We start from the raw sequence: 17061 nt of genomic DNA on the forward strand, positions 1-17061 counted from the left end.
TGCGTTGTGTCGTGGCAGAAGAAGGGCAACCTCAGGCCTTCTTGTGGTCAATGGTCGCTCTGGCCCGCATCCGCCGCTTCTGCCGCCACAGGTTGAGCCCCTCGACCGCGCCGGCGAAGACCATGGCCGCGTAGATGAACCCGCGCTCCACGTGGACGTGGAAGCCGTCCGCGACCAGCGCCATGCCGACCATGACGAGGAACGCCAGCGCGAGCATCTTGGTGGAGGGGTGCGCCTCCACGAAGTTGGCGATGGGCGTGGCGGCGACCATCATCACGATGATCGCGATGACCACGGCGGCGATCATGATCTCGATGTGGTCGGCGATGCCCACGGCGGTGATGACGCTGTCGATGGAGAACACCAGGTCGAGAATCATGATCTGCACGATCACCGAGGCGAACCCCGCCCGCACCGTCGCCTCGGCGGCGGTCTGGAGGTGGCCGCCCTCGACCTCGTCGAAGATCTCGGTCGCGGCCTTGTAGATCAGGAACAACCCGCCCGCGAGCAGGATCAGGTCGCGCCACGACACTTCCCAGCCGAAGACGGAGGCGAACGGCTCGGACAGGCCGATGATCCAGGCGATCGAGAACAGCAGCGCGACCCGCAGCACCAGGGCGCCGGTCAGCCCCAGGATGCGCGCCCGCCGCCGCTGCGCCTCGGGCAGCTTGGCGGCGGCGATGGAGATGAAGATCACGTTGTCGACCCCGAGCACGATCTCGAGGATGGTCAGCGTCAGGAACGAGGCCCAGACGGCGGGGTCGGAGAACAGCTCGAGCATGGTGGCTCCGTGAGTGCGTGTTGCGCACATCTAGCGTGGCCCGCCGCCGCTGCCAGAGCCGCGCGCCACCCCGGCGTCCGCTCCGTGAGACGCCGGTCGCCGTGCATACTTACGGCCAGATGAAGCAGGGGCGCATTAACCTTAACGGCCCCCCTTTCATCTGGCTCCAAATATGCACGGCAAGACCTCCCCGCCGCCGCGACGCCGCGGCAGCGGGGCGGGGCGGTCAGTCCTCGAACTCGACGAGCAGGTCCTTGGCGTCGATCTGCGCGCCCGGCGCGACGTGGACCGCCTTGACGGTGGCTGCGCGCTCGGCGTGCAGGCCGGTCTCCATCTTCATCGCCTCGATGGTCAGAAGCAGGTCGCCCTCCTTCACCTTCGCGCCCGGCTGGGCGGCGACGGTGGCGATGACGCCGGGCATGGGCGCGCCGAGATGGGCCGGGTTGCCCTGGTCCGCCTTGGGCCGCGCCGTCGCGCCGCCGCCGGCCTTGCGGTCGGGGACGCGGATGGTGCGGGGCTGGCCGTTGAGCTCGAAGAAGACGCGCACGTCGCCCTCCTCGTTGGTCTCGCTGACCGCGCTGAGGCGGATCTCGAGCGTCTTGCCCGGGTCGATCTCGGCGGAGATCTCCTCGCCCGGCTCCATGCCGTAGAAGAAGGTCGAGGTCGGCAGCGAGCGCACGGGGCCGTAGGTCTCGTGGCGGCGGGCGTAGTCGGTGAAGACCTTGGGATACATCAGGTAGCCGTTCAGGTCCTCGTCGTCGATCTCGACGCCCAACTCCTCCGCCAGTGCGGCGCGGGTGGCCTCGATGTCGGCGGCGGGCAGGTGCTTGCCGGGGCGGTCGGTCATCGGCGTCTCGCCCTTGAGCACCTTCTTCTGGATCCCGTTGGGCCAGCCGCCGGGGGGCTGGCCGAGGTTGCCCTTCATCATGTCCACCACCGAATCGGGGAACGAAACCTCGACCGAAGGATCCTCGACCTGCTCGCGGGTGAGCCCCTGGGCGACCATCATCAGGGCCATGTCGCCGACGACCTTCGACGACGGCGTCACCTTCACGATGTCGCCGAACATCATGTTGACGTCGGCATAGGTCTTGGCGACCTCGTGCCACTTCTCCTCGAGCCCGAGCGAGCGGGCCTGGGCCTTGAGGTTGGTGAACTGCCCGCCGGGCATCTCGTGGAGGTAGACCTCGGAGGCCGGCGCCTGCAGGCCGCTCTCGAAGGCGGTGTAGTGGTTACGCACCGACTCCCAGTAGTTCGAGATCTCGCGGATCGCGGCGATGTCGAGGCCGGTGTCGCGCTCGTCGAAGCGCAACGCCTCGACGATCGAGCCCAGCGTGGGCTGGCTGGTGTTGCCCGAGAGCGCGTCCATGGCGGCGTCGACGCAGTCCACGCCGGCGCGCGCGGCGGCCATGATCGTGGAGATCGCCGCGCCCGAGGTGTCGTGGGTGTGGAAGTGGATCGGCAGGCCGGTCTCGGCCTTCAGCGCCTCGATCAGCGCCGTGGCCTGGCGCGGCTTGAGCAGGCCGGCCATGTCCTTGAGGCCGAGCACGTGCGCCCCGGCGGCCTCGAGGTCGCGGGCCATGCCGACGTAGTACTTCAGGTCGTACTTCGAGCGGTCCGGGTCGTACAGGTCGCCGGTGTAGCAGATCGTGCCTTCGCAGACCTTGCCCGACGCAATCACCGCGTCCATCGCGACGCGCATGTTCTCGACCCAGTTCAGCGAATCGAACACCCGGAACACGTCGACGCCCGAGGTGGCGGCCTGGGCGACGAAGCTCTGCACGACGTTGTCGGGGTAGTTGGTGTAGCCGACGCCGTTGGAGGCCCGCAGCAGCATCTGGGTCAGCACGTTCGGCATCTTGGCGCGGATGTCGCGCAGGCGCTGCCAGGGGCATTCCTGGAGGAAACGGTAGGCGACGTCGAAGGTCGCGCCGCCCCAGCATTCGACGCTGAACAGGCCCGACATGCGCTCGGCGTAGGTGGGGGCGATGCGCACCATGTCGATCGAGCGCATCCGTGTCGCCAGCAGCGACTGGTGACCGTCGCGCATGGTGGTGTCGGTGATGAGCAGGCGCTGCTGGTCCTTCATCCAGACCGCCAGCGCCTCGGGGCCCTGGCGCTCGAGGATCTGGCGCGTGCCGTCGGGGGGCGGCGCGTCGGAGGTGCGCGGCGCGACCGGCTCCTTGATGTCGGCGGGCGGACGCGGGCGGCCCTCGGTCTCGGGATGCCCGTTGACGGTGATGTCGGCGATGTAGGTGAGGATCTTCGTCGCCCGGTCGCGGCGGGGCTTGAAGTCGAACAGCTCGGGCGTCGTGTCGATGAACTTGGTCGAGTACTCGTAGTTCAGGAAGGTCGGGTGCTTGAGCAGGTTGATGACGAAGTCGATGTTGGTACTCACGCCGCGGATGCGGAATTCGCGCAGCGCCCGGTCCATCCGCTTGATCGCCGCCTCCGGGGTCGGCGCCCAGGCGGTGACCTTGGTGAGCAGCGAATCGTAGTAGCGGGTGATGACCGCGCCCGAGTAGGCGGTGCCGCCGTCGAGGCGGATGCCCATGCCGGTGGCCGAGCGGTAGGTCTGGATGCGGCCGTAATCGGGGATGAAGTTGTTCGTCGGGTCCTCCGTGGTCACGCGGCACTGCAGCGCGTGGCCGTCGAGCTGGACGTCGTATTGCGAGGCGACGCCCGTCGCCTCGGTCAGGCTCTTGCCCTCGGCGATCAGGATCTGGGCGCGCACGATGTCGATGCCGGTGACCTCCTCGGTGACGGTGTGCTCGACCTGCACGCGGGGGTTCACCTCGATGAAGTAGAACTCGCCCGACTCCATATCCATCAGGAATTCGACGGTGCCGGCGCACTCGTAGCTGACGTGCTCGCAGATCTTCTTGCCGAGGTTGCAGAGCCGCTCGCGCTGGGCGTCGGAGAGGTAGGGGGCGGGGGCGCGCTCGACGACCTTCTGGTTGCGGCGCTGCACCGAGCAGTCGCGCTCCCAGAGGTGGTAGATGTTGCCCTCCTTGTCGCCGAGGATCTGCACCTCGACGTGGCGGGCGCGGGTGATCATCTTCTCGAGGTAGCCCTCGCCGTTGCCGAAGGCCGCCTCGGCCTCGCGGCGGCCCTCGCGGACCTTGTCCTCGAGCTCGTCGGCGCTCTCGATTGGCCGCATGCCGCGCCCGCCGCCGCCCCAGCTGGCCTTGAGCATCAGGGGATAGCCGATCTCGTCAGCCTGCTTGCGGATCAGCGCCATGTCGTCGCCGAGCACCTCGGTGGCCGGGATCACCGGGACGCCGGCCTCGATGGCGACGCGGCGCGCGCTGGCCTTGTCGCCGAGGGCGCGCATGGTCTCGGCGCGGGGGCCGATGAAGGCGATGCCGGCCTCGTTGCAGGCATCGACGAAATCGGGGTTCTCGCTCAGCAGCCCGTAGCCCGGATGAATCGCGTCGGCGCCGCAGGCGCGGGCGACGCGGATGATCTCGGGGATCGACAGGTAGGCGGCGACGGGGCCGAGACCCTCGCCGATCCGGTAGGCCTCGTCGGCCTTGAAGCGGTGCAGCCCGAGCTTGTCCTCCTCGGCGTAGACGGCGACCGTCTTCTTGCCCATCTCGTTGGCGGCACGCATGATGCGGATCGCGATCTCACCGCGGTTGGCAACGAGGATCTTGTCGAAGTCGGGCATACGCTGGAACTCCTTTTCGCAGTCGCAGAAAAACCTAAAAGGTTTACGCGACGGCGTAAATGGCTCCAGGCGCAGAAGGCGCGGGTTCGCGCCGCTGGCGGCGGGTCAGTATTCGATGATCGGGTTGCCGTTCCAGTCCCAGATCTGGGTCAGCATGCACTCCATGATGTAGGGGCGCAGGGAGGTGTCGCAGAGCGTCTCGCCGACGGCGCGGGCGACGTCCTCGTCGGGCAGGCCGCAGAAGGTCTCGTGCCAGTGGTTGCCCGCCTGGTGCTGGACGAAGACGTCGATCGAGTAGCCGGCGTGGTCGCAGGCGACGATGAGGCAATCCTGCTCCATCGCGCCGCCCTCGACGCACTGGGCGCGAGCCTCGGCGATGGCCGCGTCGGCCGTGTCGGCCACGGCCATTCCGTCGCTCTGCTCGACGGCCTGCGCGAAGGCGATGGACTGTGCCGAGGCGGGGGCGGCGAGCAGCAGGAAGGCGGCGGCGAGGCGGATCATGGCGGGTCTCCCGGGCGGTTGTCTCCGCGTCAGCCTAGCGGCGGGCCGGAACTTCTCCTAGCCTTTTCCGCGCCTTCGCGGGCGTGATGGAACAGAGCGGGAACGCGCTCTTCCTTCCCGGGCGGGCATGGGCTAGTTTGCGGTGCATGAGCAGCTTTTCCGAAGAAGACGCCTTCGAGGGGGCGATGTCGCTGTCGCAGCGGGCGATGCGGCAGAGCGCGCCGCCCTATCTCGACGGGCTGAACCCGGCGCAGCGCGCGGCCGTCGAGGCGCTCGAGGGGCCGGTGCTGATGCTGGCCGGCGCGGGCACCGGCAAGACCAAGGCGCTGACGACACGGATCGTGCACCTGCTGTGCACCGGCAGTGCACGGCCCAACGAGATCCTCGCCGTCACCTTCACCAACAAGGCGGCGCGCGAGATGAAGTCGCGCATCGGCGGCCAGCTCGGCGAGGCGGTCGAGGGGATGCCCTGGCTCGGCACCTTCCACTCGATCTGCGTCAAGCTCTTGCGCCGCCATGCCGAGCTCGCCGGGCTCAAGTCGAACTTCACCATCCTCGACACCGACGACCAGATCCGGCTGCTCAAGCAGCTCGTCGCCGCCGCCAACATCGACGACAAGCGCTGGCCGGCGCGGATGCTCGCCGGGGTCATCGACAACTGGAAGAACCGCGCCTGGACGCCCGAAAACGTCCCCGTCGGCGAGTCCAGCGCCTACGACGGCAAGGGCGTGGCGCTCTACGCCCAGTACCAGGCCCGGCTCAAGGAGCTGAACGCGGTCGATTTCGGCGACCTGCTGCTGCACGTCGTCACCATCTTCCAGCAGCGCCCGGACGTGCTCGAGCAATACCAGCGCTGGTTCCGCTACATCCTCGTGGACGAGTACCAGGACACCAACGTCGCCCAGTATCTCTGGCTGCGGCTGCTGGCGGGCGGGCACAGGAACATCTGCTGCGTCGGCGACGACGACCAGTCGATCTACGGCTGGCGCGGCGCCGAGGTGGGCAACATCCTGCGCTTCGAGAAGGATTTCCCCGGCGCCGAGGTGGTGCGGCTCGAGCAGAACTATCGCTCGACGGGCCACATCCTCGCCGCCGCCTCGGGCGTGATCGCCGCCAACAAGGGCCGGCTCGGCAAGACCCTGTTCACCGACGGCGAGGACGGCGAGAAGGTCCGGCTGATCGGCCACTGGGACGGCGAGGAGGAGGCGCGCTGGATCGGCGAGGAGATCGAGGCGATGCAGGGCGGCACCCGCGGCATGGCGCCGGTCTCGCTCGACGACGTCGCCATCCTGGTCCGGGCCTCGCACCAGATGCGCGGCTTCGAGGACCGCTTCCTCACCATCGGGCTGCCCTACCGGGTGATCGGGGGCCCGCGCTTTTACGAGCGGATGGAGATCCGCGACGCGATGGCCTATTTCCGTCTCGCCGTGAGCCCCGACGACGACCTCGCCTTCGAGCGCATCGTCAATACCCCCAAGCGCGGCCTCGGCGACAAGGCGGTGCAGACCATCCAGCGCACCGCCCGCGCCAACGGCGTCAGCCTGGTCGAGGGGGCGCGGCTGGCGGTGGAGGCGGCGCTGCTCAAGGGCAAGGGCGCCAAGGAGCTGCGCAACCTCGTGCAGTCGCTCGACCGCTGGCACGCCCAGGTTCGCGCCGAGGCCGACACCCATGTCGAGCTCGCCGAGATGATCCTCGACGAGAGCGGCTACACGGGGATGTGGCAGGCCGACAAGACGCCCGAGGCGCCGGGCCGGCTGGAGAACCTCAAGGAGTTGGTCAAGGCGCTCGAGGGCTTCGACAACCTGCAGGGCTTCCTCGAGCACGTGGCGCTGATCATGGACAACGAGACCGAGGAGCACGGCGCCAAGGTCTCGATCATGACCCTGCACGCCGCCAAGGGGCTCGAGTTCCCCGCGGTGTTCCTGCCGGGCTGGGAGGACGGGCTGTTCCCGTCCCAGCGCAGCATGGACGAAAGCGGGCTGAAGGGGCTCGAGGAAGAGCGGCGGCTGGCCTACGTGGGCATCACCCGGGCCGAGCGGCTCTGCACCATCTCCTTCGCCGCCAACCGCCGGGTCTACGGCCAGTGGCAATCGGCGCTGCCCTCGCGCTTCATCGACGAGCTGCCCGAGGACCATGTCGACGTGCTCACCCCGCCCGGCCTCTACGGCGGCGGCTACGGCGCGGCGGGGATGGCCGGGGGGCTCGGGGTGACCGGCGGGCTGAACGACGCGATGACCCAGCGGGTGCGCGACGCCGACGGCTACAACTCGCCGGGCTGGAAGCGCCTGCAATCGCGCAGCCAGCAGCGCGGCATGAGCCAGCCGCGCGAGAGCCGCAACGTGACCATCGACCTCACCGCGGTCTCGGCCTTCACCGAGGGCGACCGGGTGTTCCACCAGAAGTTCGGGTACGGCGAGGTGATGGCGATCGAGGGCGACAAGCTCGACATCGAGTTCGACAAGGCCGGCAGCAAGAAGGTCGTCGCGCGGTTCGTCGTGGCGGCGGAGCAGGCGGACGACGTTCCTTTTTGAGATGCGTTTGCGCGGGGCGGGCGGGTGCGCAATGAGTGCGCACCCTACGCGACGCGTGGGGCGGTTGCGCAATGTGTCAGGTGAAATCGGCGACGGTGGCGGCGGTGACGCGCAGGAGGTCGTCGGGGGCGACCGGGAAGATGTGGCGCGGGGTTCCGGCGGCGGCGTAGATCAGGGGGAAGTCCGACAGGCGCGGGTCCCAGAAGGTCGGGATCGGGGCGAGGTGGCCGACCGGGGCGACGCCGCCGATGGCGAAGCCGGTGCGGGCGCGGATCAGCGCGGCGTCGGCCTTGCCGAGCGGCTCGCCGGCCACCTCGGCGGCACGCGCGGGATCGACCTTGTTGCCGCCGGCGGTGAGGAACAGCACCGGCTCCCCCGAGGCTTCGCCGCGGAACACGATCGACTTCGCGATCTGGTCGAGCGCGCAGCCGGCGGCGTCGGCGGCCTGTTGGGCGGTGCGGGTCTCGCTGTCCATCTCGACGACCACGTCGGCCAGCCCCGCCGCGCGCAGCGCCGCCGTCACCCGTGCCAGGCTCTTGCTCATCGACCATCCTCCCTCGTCAACGTCTCGCGGGCGCGACCCTACAAGTCCTGCCTCCATTGACCAGCCCCCCGGCCGCCGCCAAAGGTGCGCCATGACCTTCGCCGCCCGCCTGACCCGCTCGCCCGACCCGTTCGACACCGCCCGCGGCGCCGAGCTCGCCGGGCGCTTCGCCGACCAGCCGCCCGAGCTGCGCGACCTGGTCGCGGGCACGGCGGGCTGCAGCCCCTACCTCGCCGGCCTCCTCGAGAGCGAGGCGGACTGGATCGAGGCGGCGTTCGACGATCCCGAGGCCGCGCTCGCCGCCGAGATCGCCGCCGCGCGCGGACTCGCCACCGACGACCTCGCCGCCGGGCTGCGCCGGGCCAAGCGGCGGGTGGCGCTGCTCACGGCGCTGGCGGACCTCGGCGGCGTCTGGCCGCTCGAGACGGTGACGGCCGCGCTCACCGATCTCGCCGACGCGGCCACCGACGTCTGCCTGCAGCGCCTCGTCGCCGCCGAGATCGCGCGCGGCAAGGTGCCCGGCATCCACGAGCCCGACGCCACCGCCGCCGGGATCGTGGCGCTCGCGATGGGCAAGGGCGGGGCGCACGAGCTGAACTACTCGAGCGACATCGACCTGATCTGCCTCTACGACGAGACCCGCTTCGAGCGCGACGACCACCACGAGGCGCGCGCCGCCTTCGTCAAGGTGGTGCGGCGGATGTGCGCGCTCCTGTCGGACAACAAGGCCGGCGGCTACGTCTTCCGCACCGACCTGCGGCTGCGCCCCGACGCCGCCGTCACCCCCGTCTGCCTCGCCATGAGCGCCGCCGAGACCTACTACGAGAGCGTCGGGCGCACCTGGGAGCGGGCGGCCTACATCAAGGCGCGCGCCGCCGCCGGCGACATCGCGGCCGGCGAGCGGTTTCTCGAGACGCTGACGCCGTTCGTGTTCCGCAAGCACCTCGACTTCGCCGCGATCCAGGACGCCCACGACATGCGGCTGAAGATCCGCGACCACAAGCGCCTCGGCGGCGCGCTGGTGCTCGAGGGGCACGACATGAAGCTCGGGCGGGGCGGCATCCGGGAGATCGAGTTCTTCACCCAGACCCGCCAGCTCATCGCCGGCGGGCGCGACAGCTCGCTGCGGGTGCGCGGCACCATCGACGGGCTGGCGGCGCTGGCGCGGGCCGGGTGGATCGCCGAGACCACCGCCGACTCGCTGACCCGGCACTACCGGGCGCACCGCGAAGTCGAGCACCGGCTGCAGATGATCAACGACGCCCAGACCCACCAGCTGCCGCGCGACGAGGAGGGCTTCGCCCGGCTCGCGGCGTTCATGGGCACCGACGTCGCCGCGCTGCGCAAGGGGCTGGAGGAGCGGCTGTCGGCGGTGCACGAGCTGACGGAGGATTTCTTCGCCCCCGGCGCCGCGCCCGAGGACGACGACGATTTCGGCGCCGCGATCACCGAGCGCTGGACCAGCTACCCGGCCTTCCGCTCGCCGCGCGCGCAGGACACGTTCAATCGCCTCAAGCCCGGCCTGTTCCGCCAGCTCAAGGAGGCGGCGCGGCCCGAGGAGGCGCTGGTGCAGTTCGACGGCTTCCTGCGCGGGCTGCCGGCGGGGGTGCAGATCTTCTCGCTGTTCGAGGCCAACCCGCAGCTTACCGGCCTGATCGCCGACATCTGCGCCACCTCGCCCGCGCTCGCGCAGTACCTGTCGCGCAACGCCGGGGTGCTCGACGCGGTGCTCGGCGGCGACTTCTTCACCGAGTGGCCCGGCACCGACGCGCTGGTCGAGCGGCTCGGCGCGGAGATGGCGCGGGCGTCCGACTACGAGACCAGGCTCGACGCGGCGCGGCGCTGGGCGAAGGAATGGCACTTCCGCACCGGCGTCCACCACCTGCGCGGGCTGATCTCGGCGGCGGAGGCGGGGGCGCAATACGCCAGCCTCGCCGACGCCTCGGTGCGCGGCCTGTGGCCGGTGGTGGTGGAGGAGTTCGCCGCCAAGCACGGGCCGATGCCGGGGCGCGGCGCGGTGGTGCTCGGGATGGGCTCGCTGGGCGCGGGGCGGCTCAACGCGGCGTCCGACCTCGACCTGATCGTCGTCTACGACGCCGCCGGGGTGGAGAGCTCGGAGGGCCGCCGCCCGCTCGCGGCGCGGCCCTATTACGCCCGGCTGACCCAGGCGCTGGTGACGGCGCTGTCGGCGCCGATGGCGGAGGGGCGGCTCTACGAGGTGGACATGCGTTTGCGCCCCTCGGGGCGGCAGGGCCCCGTGGCGACCGCGCTCGCCGCGTTCCGCAGCTACCACGCCGAGGAGGCCTGGACCTGGGAGCACCTGGCGCTGACGCGGGCGCGGCCGGTGGTGGGCACGGATGCGCTGGCCGACGAGGTCGAGGCGATCCGGCGCGAGGTGCTGGCCCTGCGGGGCGGCAGCCGCGACGTGCGCGCCGACGTGGCCGACATGCGCGCCCGCATCGCGTCGGCCAAGCCGCCGCAGGGGCTCTACGACGCCAAGATCGGCCGCGGGCGGCTGCAGGACATCGAGCTCTGCACCCAGGCCGCCGCGCTGCTGGCCGGCAGTCCGGAGCGCACGCCCGAGGGCCAGCTCTCCGCCGGCGTGGCGGCGGGGGTGCTGTCGGAGGCGCAGGCGGAGGTGCTGGCGCGCTCGGCGGAGATGTTCTGGGGGCTGCAGGCGGCGTCGCGGCTGTTGACCGGCGAGCCGCTCGATCTCGGCGCGGTCGGCGAGGGCGGGCTGCGGCTGATCCTGCGCGAAACGGGCATGGCAAGCGAGGCCGAGCTGAGGCAGGCTATCGAGGAAACCGGCGCGGCCGCAGGAGCGGTCGTCGACGCGGTGACGGGGGCGGCGAGCGATGCGTGACGAGAACGATCCCAAGGGGCTGATCGGCGAAGCCTACCGGATGAAGGGGATCGGGCGCGCCGAGTGCCGGTCGATCTTCCTTGACTGGGCGCTGTCGCTGACCGACGGGCGCAGCCCGGAACAGGCGATCCCCGAGTTGCTCGCCCGCCACGAGGAGGGCGACGAGACCCACCCGATGACCGAGACGCTGCGGGAGGGACTCGCGGCGCCGCCACGGCCGACCCGGCGCGGTGGCCGGGAAGGGCGGCGGTCTTAGGGGGCTGCACGGGGGTAAGGTGCGCGATGAATGCGCGCCCTACGTGGGCCGGGGGGAGGGTGCGCGATGAATGCGCACCCTACGTGGGCCGGTCCAGGCGCGCGGCTTCGGCGGCGAGGGCGGTGATGCCGGCCCAGTCGCCGGCGGCGACCTTGTCCTTCGGGGCGACCCAGCTGCCGCCGACGCAGATGGTGTTGGACAGCGCCAGGTAGTCGGGCGCGTTCTCGAGGCTGACGCCGCCGGTGGGGCAGAAACGCACCTGCGGGATCGGCGCGCCGATCGCCTTCAGCGCCGCGACGCCGCCGTTGGCCTCGGCGGGAAAGAACTTCTGCACGTTGTAGCCGCGCTCGAGCAGCGCCATCGCCTCCGTCGAGGTGGCCACGCCGGGCAGCAGGGGCAGGTCGTTGGCCTCGCAGGCGTCGAGCAGCCGGTCGGTCGCGCCCGGCGAGACGCCGAAGGTCGCGCCCGCCGCCTTGGCGTTCTCCACGTCGCGCGCCGTGAGCAGCGTGCCCGCCCCGACCACGCCGCCCTCCACCTTCGCCATCTCGGCGATCGCCTCGAGCGCCGCCGGCGTGCGCAGCGTCACCTCCAGCGCGGGCAGCCCGCCCGCCACCAGCGCGCGCGCCAGGTCGGCGGCCTGCGCGGCGTCGTCGATCACCAGGACCGGCACCACGGGCGCGAGCGCGCACACCTTGGCGTTGAGCTCGGAAGCGTGTTCGGGGGTCATCTCGTCATCCTTTCCCATGGCGTCTGGCGCCGTGATAGGCCTCCGGCGGGGATATATGAAGGACAGAGAAAACCGGGCGCGCGCCGCCCCCTCTGTCCGTCAAATATCCCCGCCGGCAGGCGGAACATGCGTCTTTCAGACCACCACCGCGGCGCCCTCCGAGGCGAGGCCGACATTCTCGCGGAACGCCTTGAACAGCTCGCGCCCGACGCCGGTGCCGTTGCCGGCGAGGTCGGCGTCGGCGGGGGTGCGGCCGTCGAGGCTGTCGAGGCATTCGAGCGTGCCGCTGGTGGCGTCGAGGCGCAGGCGGTCGCCGTCGCGCAGGAGCGCGATGGGCCCGCCGTCGGCGGCCTCGGGGGAGACGTGGATCGCCGCCGGCACCTTGCCCGACGCGCCCGACATGCGCCCGTCTGTGACGAGCGCGACCTTGTGGCCACGATCCTGCAGCACCGCGAGTGTGGGGGTGAGGCCGTGCAGCTCGGGCATGCCGTTGGATTTCGGCCCCTGGAAGCGGACGACGACGATGGTGTCGCCGGTGAACTCGCCGTTGCGGAAGGCCGTCTTGACCGCCTCCTGGTCGGAGAAGACGCGGGCCGGGGCCTCGATCACCTGGCGGTCGGGGGCGACCGCGCTGACCTTGATGACGCCGCGCCCGAGGTTGCCGGTGAGCTGCACCAGTCCGCCCGTCTTCTGGAACGGGTCGGCGGCGGGGCGCAGGATCTTGTCGTTGTGGCTCTTGCCGTCGGACTCGACGAACGAGATCCCGGCGTCGGTGAGCTTCGGCTCGTGGGTGTAGAGCGACAGCCCGTCGCCCGCGACGGTCTTGACGTCGTCGTGCAGCAGGCCCGCGCCGAGCAGCTCGCCGATCATGAATTGCAGGCCCCCGGCGGCGTGGAAGTGGTTCACGTCGGCGAGGCCGTTGGGGTAGACCTTGGCCATCAGGGGCGTGACCGCGGAGAGGTCGGCGAAGTCCTGCAGGTCGAGGATCACCCCGGCGGCGCGCGCCATGGCGGGGAGGTGGAGCACGAGGTTGGTCGAGCCGCCCGTCGCCATCAGCCCGACGATCCCGTTCACGAAGGCCTTCTCGTCGAGGATGTCCGACACCGGCCGGTAGTCGTTGCCGAGGGCCGTGATCTCGAGCGCGCGCTCGGTGCCCGCCACGGTCAGGGCGTCGCGCAGCTCGGTGCCCGGGTTGACGAAGCTCGCGCCGGGCAGGTGCAGGCCCATGAACTCCATCAGCATCTGGTTGGTGTTGGCGGTGCCGTAGAAGGTGCAGGTGCCGGAACCGTGGTAGCTCGCCATCTCGGCGGCCATGAGCGCGTCGCGCCCGACCTCGCCGGTGGCGTACTTCTGGCGCACCTTGGCCTTCTCGTCGTTGGGCAGGCCCGAGGTCATCGGTCCCGCGGGCAGGAACACCGCCGGGATGTAGCCGAAGGTGGCGGCGGCCATCACCAGGCCGGGGACGATCTTGTCGCAGACGCCGAGGTAGAGGGAGGTGTCGAAGACGTTGTGGCTGAGCCCGACCCCGGCGGCCAGCGCGATCACGTCGCGCGAGAACAGGCTCAGCTCCATGCCCGTCTGCCCCTGCGTGACCCCGTCGCACATGGCCGGCACGCCACCCGCCACCTGCGCCGTCGCGCCGGCGCGGCGGGCGGCCTCGCGGATCAGGGCGGGGTAGGTCTCGAAGGGCTGGTGGGCCGAGAGCATGTCGTTGTAGGCGGTGATGATGCCGATGTTGGGCGTCTTCTCCGCCACCAGCGCGTCCTTGTCGCCGCCCATCGCGGCGTAGGCGTGGGCCTGGTTCGAGCAGCTCATGTGGGCGCGGCGCGGGCCGTCGGCGGCGGCGGCGGCCATCGTGTCGAGGTAGCGCCGGCGCGGACCCTCGGAGCGGGCGACGATGCGGTCGGTGACGTCGGAGATCACGGGGTGAAGAGCCATGACAGGTGCTCCCTTGCTCAAGATTGGCTGCCCGATAGCAGAGGCCGTTACCGCTAACAACCTGCCCCGTTGCCGCAGGGCCGGGTCTGCGGCGCAACATGGGGCGGCGGCGGCGAAAGGCACGCGCGGGCGGCGCGGTCTTGCCGGGCGGGTGGCTTGGCCGTAGGAGGCGGCCATGCAGGATACATCCCTCCCCACGATCCGCCTGATGCCCAGGGCCGAGGCGCGCGCCATCCGCCACGGCTTTCCCTGGGTCTATGCCAACGAGCTGGTGCTCGACCGGCGCACCAAGGCGCTCGCGCCGGGCACGCTGGCGGTGCTCGAGGATGCCGAGCGCCGGCCGATGGGGCTGGTGGCGGTCAACCCGCTCTCCAAGATCGCGGCGCGGATGCTCGACCGCGCGCCCGACGCCACCATCGATGAGGCCTGGTTCGAGGCGCGGCTGACGCGGGCGCTCGCGCACCGGGCGCGGCTCTACGAGGCGCCGTTCTACCGGCTCGTCCATGCCGAGGCCGACGGGCTGCCGGGCGTGGTGATCGACCGCTTCGGCGGCGCGGCGGTGATCCAGCCCAACGCCGCCTGGGCCGACCGGCGGCTGCCCGAGCTCGTCGCGGCGCTGCAGCGCGTCACCGGCGTCACCACGGTGCTGAAGAGTGCCACCGGCCGCACCCGCGCGCTCGAGGGGCTCGACGCCGAGGGCGGGGTGCTGGCGGGCGAGAGGCCCGGGGGGCCGGTGGCGGTGCCGATGAACGGGGCGCGCTACATGGCCGATCTCGCGGGCGGGCAGAAGACGGGCCTGTTCTACGACCAGCGCCCGAACCACGCCTTCGCGGCCGGGCTGGCGCGGGGCGGGCGGGTGCTCGACGTGTTCGCCCATGTGGGCGGCTTCGGCCTCGCGGCGCTGGCGGCGGGAGCCGAGAGCGCGCTGGCGGTCGACGGCTCGGCCGCCGCGCTCGGGCTGGCGCGGGCCGGCGCGGAGGAGAGCGGGCTGGCCGCGCGCTTCGAGACCCGCGAGGGCGACGCGTTCGAGGTCATGGCCGCGCTGGGCGAGGAGGGGGAGACGTTCGACCTCGTGGTTTGCGACCCGCCCGCCTTCGCGCCCGCCAAGCCGGCGCTCGAGGCCGGCCTGCGCGCCTACGAGCGGGTCGCGCGGCTCGCGGCGGGGCTGGTGGCGGAGGGCGGCTACCTCGTCCTGTGCTCCTGCTCGCACGCCGCCGATCTCGCGCGCTTCCGCAACGCCTCGGCGCGCGGCATCGGCAAGGCCGGCCGGCGCGGGCCGCTGGTCCACACCGGCTTCGCCGGGCCGGACCACCCCCTGCTGCCGCAACTCGCCGAGAGCGGCTACCTCAAGGCGCTGGTGTTCCGCCTGTGAGCGAGCGGAAGCGCTGGCTCATTGACGCCTGCGTGCTCTACCCGACGGTGATGCGCGAGATGGTGCTCGGGGTGGCCGAGGCCGGCGCCTTCGACGTCCGCTGGTCGCCGCGCATCCTCGAGGAGTGGGCGCGCGCCGCCGCCAAGCTCGGCCCGGCCGGGGAGGCGCAGGCGCGCGCGGAGGTGGCCGCGCTCGCGCCGCGCTTTCCGCGCGCCGAGGTGCGGCCGCCGCCCGGCGCCGAGGCGCGGCTGTGGCTGCCCGACCCGGCCGACATCCACGTCCTCGCCGCCGCCGTCACCGGCTCCTGCGACGGCATCATGACGCTCAACGCCAGGGACTTCCCGCGCAACCTGCTCGCCGAGGAGCGGCTGGTGCGGGTCGACCCGGACGGGGCGCTGCTGACCGCCTTCCACGCCGACGAAGCGGCGGTGCGGAGCGTGGCCGATCGCGTGCTCGCCGAGGCGCGGCGGCTGTCGGGCGAGGATTGGGAAATCCGCGCGCTCATGCGCAAGGCGCGTCTGCCGCGCCTCGGCAAGGCCCTGGGCGCGGGCTGAGCCTTCATCTGGCCAAAAGTATGCAGAACACGACACCGGCCGTCCCGCGCGGTGGCCGGGGTCAGGGCGCGCGGAAGTGCTTCGACAGCTTGAGCCCCTGGCCCTGGTAGTTCGACGCGATCTCGCGGCCGTAGAGCTGGTCGGGCGTCTCGGACATGCGCTCGTAGACGAGCCGGCCGACGACCTGCCCGTGTTCGAGCACGAACGGCGCCTCGTGGCAGCGCACCTCGAGCACGCCGCGCGAGCCGCGTCCGCCGGCGGCGTCGTGGCCGAAGCCCGGGTCGAAGAAGCCGGCGTAGTGGACGCGGAACTCGCCGACCATCGCGAGGTAGGGGGCCATCTCGGCCGCGTAGGCCGGCGGGATCGTCACCGCCTCGCGGCTGACGAGGATGTAGAAGGCGCCCGGATCGAGGATGATGCGGCGGCGCGTGGAGTGCAGCTCTTCCCAGAACTCGGCCGGGTCGTAGAAGCCGATCCGGTCGAGGTCGATGACGCCGGTGTGGGGCTTGGCGCGGTAGCCGACGAGGCTGCCGGCCGCCGGCGCGAGGTCGACGGAGAAGCCGAGCCCGTCGTCGATCACCGCGTCGCCGTCGACGAGCGGCGCGTCGGCATGGAGCGCGGCGAGGGCGGCGTCGTCGAGCCGGGCTTCGCCGCGGCGCAGGCGCAGCTGGTTGAGCCGCTGGCCGGGGCGCACGAGGACGGAGAAGGAGCGGGGGCAGATCTCGGCGAAGAGCGGGCCCTCGTAGCCCGGGGCGATGCGGTCGAACTCGGTGCCGCCGTCGGTGATGGTGCGGGTGAGCAGGTCGAGCCGGCCGGTGGAGCTCTTGGCGTTGGCGATGGCCTGGATGCCCTCGGGCAGCGCCAGCCGCTCCATCAGCGGCACGACGTAGACGCAGCCCTTCTCGAGCACCGCGCCGTCGGTGAGGTCGATGCGGTGCATCTCGAACTCGTCGAGCCGTTCGGCGATGCTGCGCCCGTGGCCGGCGAGGAACGAGGCGCGGACGCGGTAGGCGACGGTGCCGAGGCGCAGGTCGAGGCTGGCGGGCTGGATCTGGGCCTTGGTGACGGGGCTGTCGGCGGCGATGGCGCCGGCGTCGATCAGCGCCGCGATGCGCTGGCTGGGCAGGACGCCGGTCATGCGCGCAACTCCCTCGTCGGATGGCAAAACGCCCGCCCCTTGCGGGAGCGGGCGGTTTTGAATGGTCGGGCTAGCAGGACTTGAACCTGCGACCTTCCGTCCCCCAGACGGACGCGCTACCAGGCTGCGCCATAGCCCGACTATGGGCGGGTTCTACAAGTTTTGCCGGGCGGCGCAACCCCCGAT

General features: G+C 71.5%; 12 protein-coding genes and 1 tRNA gene. 5 read left to right on the plus strand and 8 right to left on the minus strand.

The genetic code is table 11. The annotated features are described in order from the left end of the window. Positions 1-31 precede the first annotated feature (31 nt). From OG2516_RS00175 to OG2516_RS00185, 3 genes are all read right to left on the minus strand, one after another. Positions 32-781 carry a TerC family protein gene (locus tag OG2516_RS00175; protein WP_007253557.1) on the minus strand — a complete coding sequence of 250 codons (750 nt, stop codon included), beginning with the start codon at positions 779-781 and terminating at the stop codon, positions 32-34. A gap of 226 nt (positions 782-1007) precedes the next feature. Beyond that, positions 1008-4451, minus strand: coding sequence for a pyruvate carboxylase (locus OG2516_RS00180; RefSeq protein WP_007253558.1), 3444 nt, complete (start codon positions 4449-4451; stop codon positions 1008-1010). Positions 4452-4556: 105 nt separating this feature from the next. Continuing rightward, entirely contained in the window at positions 4557-4952 is a 396-nt protein-coding gene (locus tag OG2516_RS00185) for a hypothetical protein (RefSeq protein ID WP_007253559.1), read from the minus strand. 146 nt (positions 4953-5098) lie between these two features. Here OG2516_RS00185 and OG2516_RS00190 point away from each other — a divergent pair, with 146 nt between their 5' ends. Further along, the gene (locus OG2516_RS00190; RefSeq protein WP_007253560.1) at positions 5099-7483 is read left to right on the plus strand and encodes an ATP-dependent helicase; all 2385 of its coding nucleotides are present in this window, start codon (positions 5099-5101) and stop codon (positions 7481-7483) included. 76 nt (positions 7484-7559) lie between these two features. On the opposite strand, the gene OG2516_RS00195 is transcribed toward OG2516_RS00190, so the two are convergent. Next, entirely contained in the window at positions 7560-8027 is a 468-nt protein-coding gene (locus OG2516_RS00195) for a YbaK/EbsC family protein (protein ID WP_007253561.1), read from the minus strand. A gap of 91 nt (positions 8028-8118) precedes the next feature. Here OG2516_RS00195 and OG2516_RS00200 point away from each other — a divergent pair, with 91 nt between their 5' ends. Both OG2516_RS00200 and OG2516_RS00205 read left to right on the plus strand, forming a co-directional pair. Then, on the plus strand, positions 8119-10890 hold the full coding sequence (locus tag OG2516_RS00200) for a [protein-PII] uridylyltransferase family protein (RefSeq protein ID WP_007253562.1): 2772 nt from the start codon (positions 8119-8121) through the stop codon (positions 10888-10890). Further along, the gene (locus OG2516_RS00205) at positions 10883-11146 is read left to right on the plus strand and encodes a hypothetical protein (protein WP_007253563.1); all 264 of its coding nucleotides are present in this window, start codon (positions 10883-10885) and stop codon (positions 11144-11146) included. The genes OG2516_RS00200 and OG2516_RS00205 overlap by 8 nt, the downstream gene beginning before the upstream one ends. 79 nt (positions 11147-11225) lie before the next feature. Here the strand turns inward: OG2516_RS00205 and eda are convergent, their stop codons facing one another. After that, entirely contained in the window at positions 11226-11873 is a 648-nt protein-coding gene (gene eda / locus OG2516_RS00210; protein ID WP_007253564.1) for a bifunctional 4-hydroxy-2-oxoglutarate aldolase/2-dehydro-3-deoxy-phosphogluconate aldolase, read from the minus strand. A 135-nt stretch (positions 11874-12008) separates the two neighbouring features. Further along, positions 12009-13811 carry a phosphogluconate dehydratase gene (gene edd / locus OG2516_RS00215; protein ID WP_007253565.1) on the minus strand — a complete coding sequence of 601 codons (1803 nt, stop codon included), beginning with the start codon at positions 13809-13811 and terminating at the stop codon, positions 12009-12011. Positions 13812-13986: 175 nt separating this feature from the next. Here edd and OG2516_RS00220 point away from each other — a divergent pair, with 175 nt between their 5' ends. Together OG2516_RS00220 and OG2516_RS00225 are read left to right on the plus strand one after the other, a co-directional pair. Continuing rightward, complete coding sequence (locus OG2516_RS00220; protein WP_040614851.1) at positions 13987-15183, plus strand: RSP_2647 family RNA methyltransferase; 1197 nt, start codon at positions 13987-13989, stop codon at positions 15181-15183. Then, on the plus strand, positions 15180-15737 hold the full coding sequence (locus OG2516_RS00225) for an RSP_2648 family PIN domain-containing protein (protein ID WP_007253567.1): 558 nt from the start codon (positions 15180-15182) through the stop codon (positions 15735-15737). The genes OG2516_RS00220 and OG2516_RS00225 overlap by 4 nt, the downstream gene beginning before the upstream one ends. Positions 15738-15798: 61 nt before the next feature. Here OG2516_RS00225 and OG2516_RS00230 read toward each other — a convergent pair whose 3' ends face one another. Then, positions 15799-16875 carry a 2'-deoxycytidine 5'-triphosphate deaminase gene (locus OG2516_RS00230; protein WP_007253568.1) on the minus strand — a complete coding sequence of 359 codons (1077 nt, stop codon included), beginning with the start codon at positions 16873-16875 and terminating at the stop codon, positions 15799-15801. 62 nt (positions 16876-16937) lie between these two features. Then, positions 16938-17014, minus strand: a tRNA-Pro gene (locus OG2516_RS00235). Positions 17015-17061: the final 47 nt, after the last annotated feature.

It is taken from the genome of Oceanicola granulosus HTCC2516, assembly GCF_000153305.1.
Taxonomy (GTDB): domain Bacteria; phylum Pseudomonadota; class Alphaproteobacteria; order Rhodobacterales; family Rhodobacteraceae; genus Oceanicola; species Oceanicola granulosus.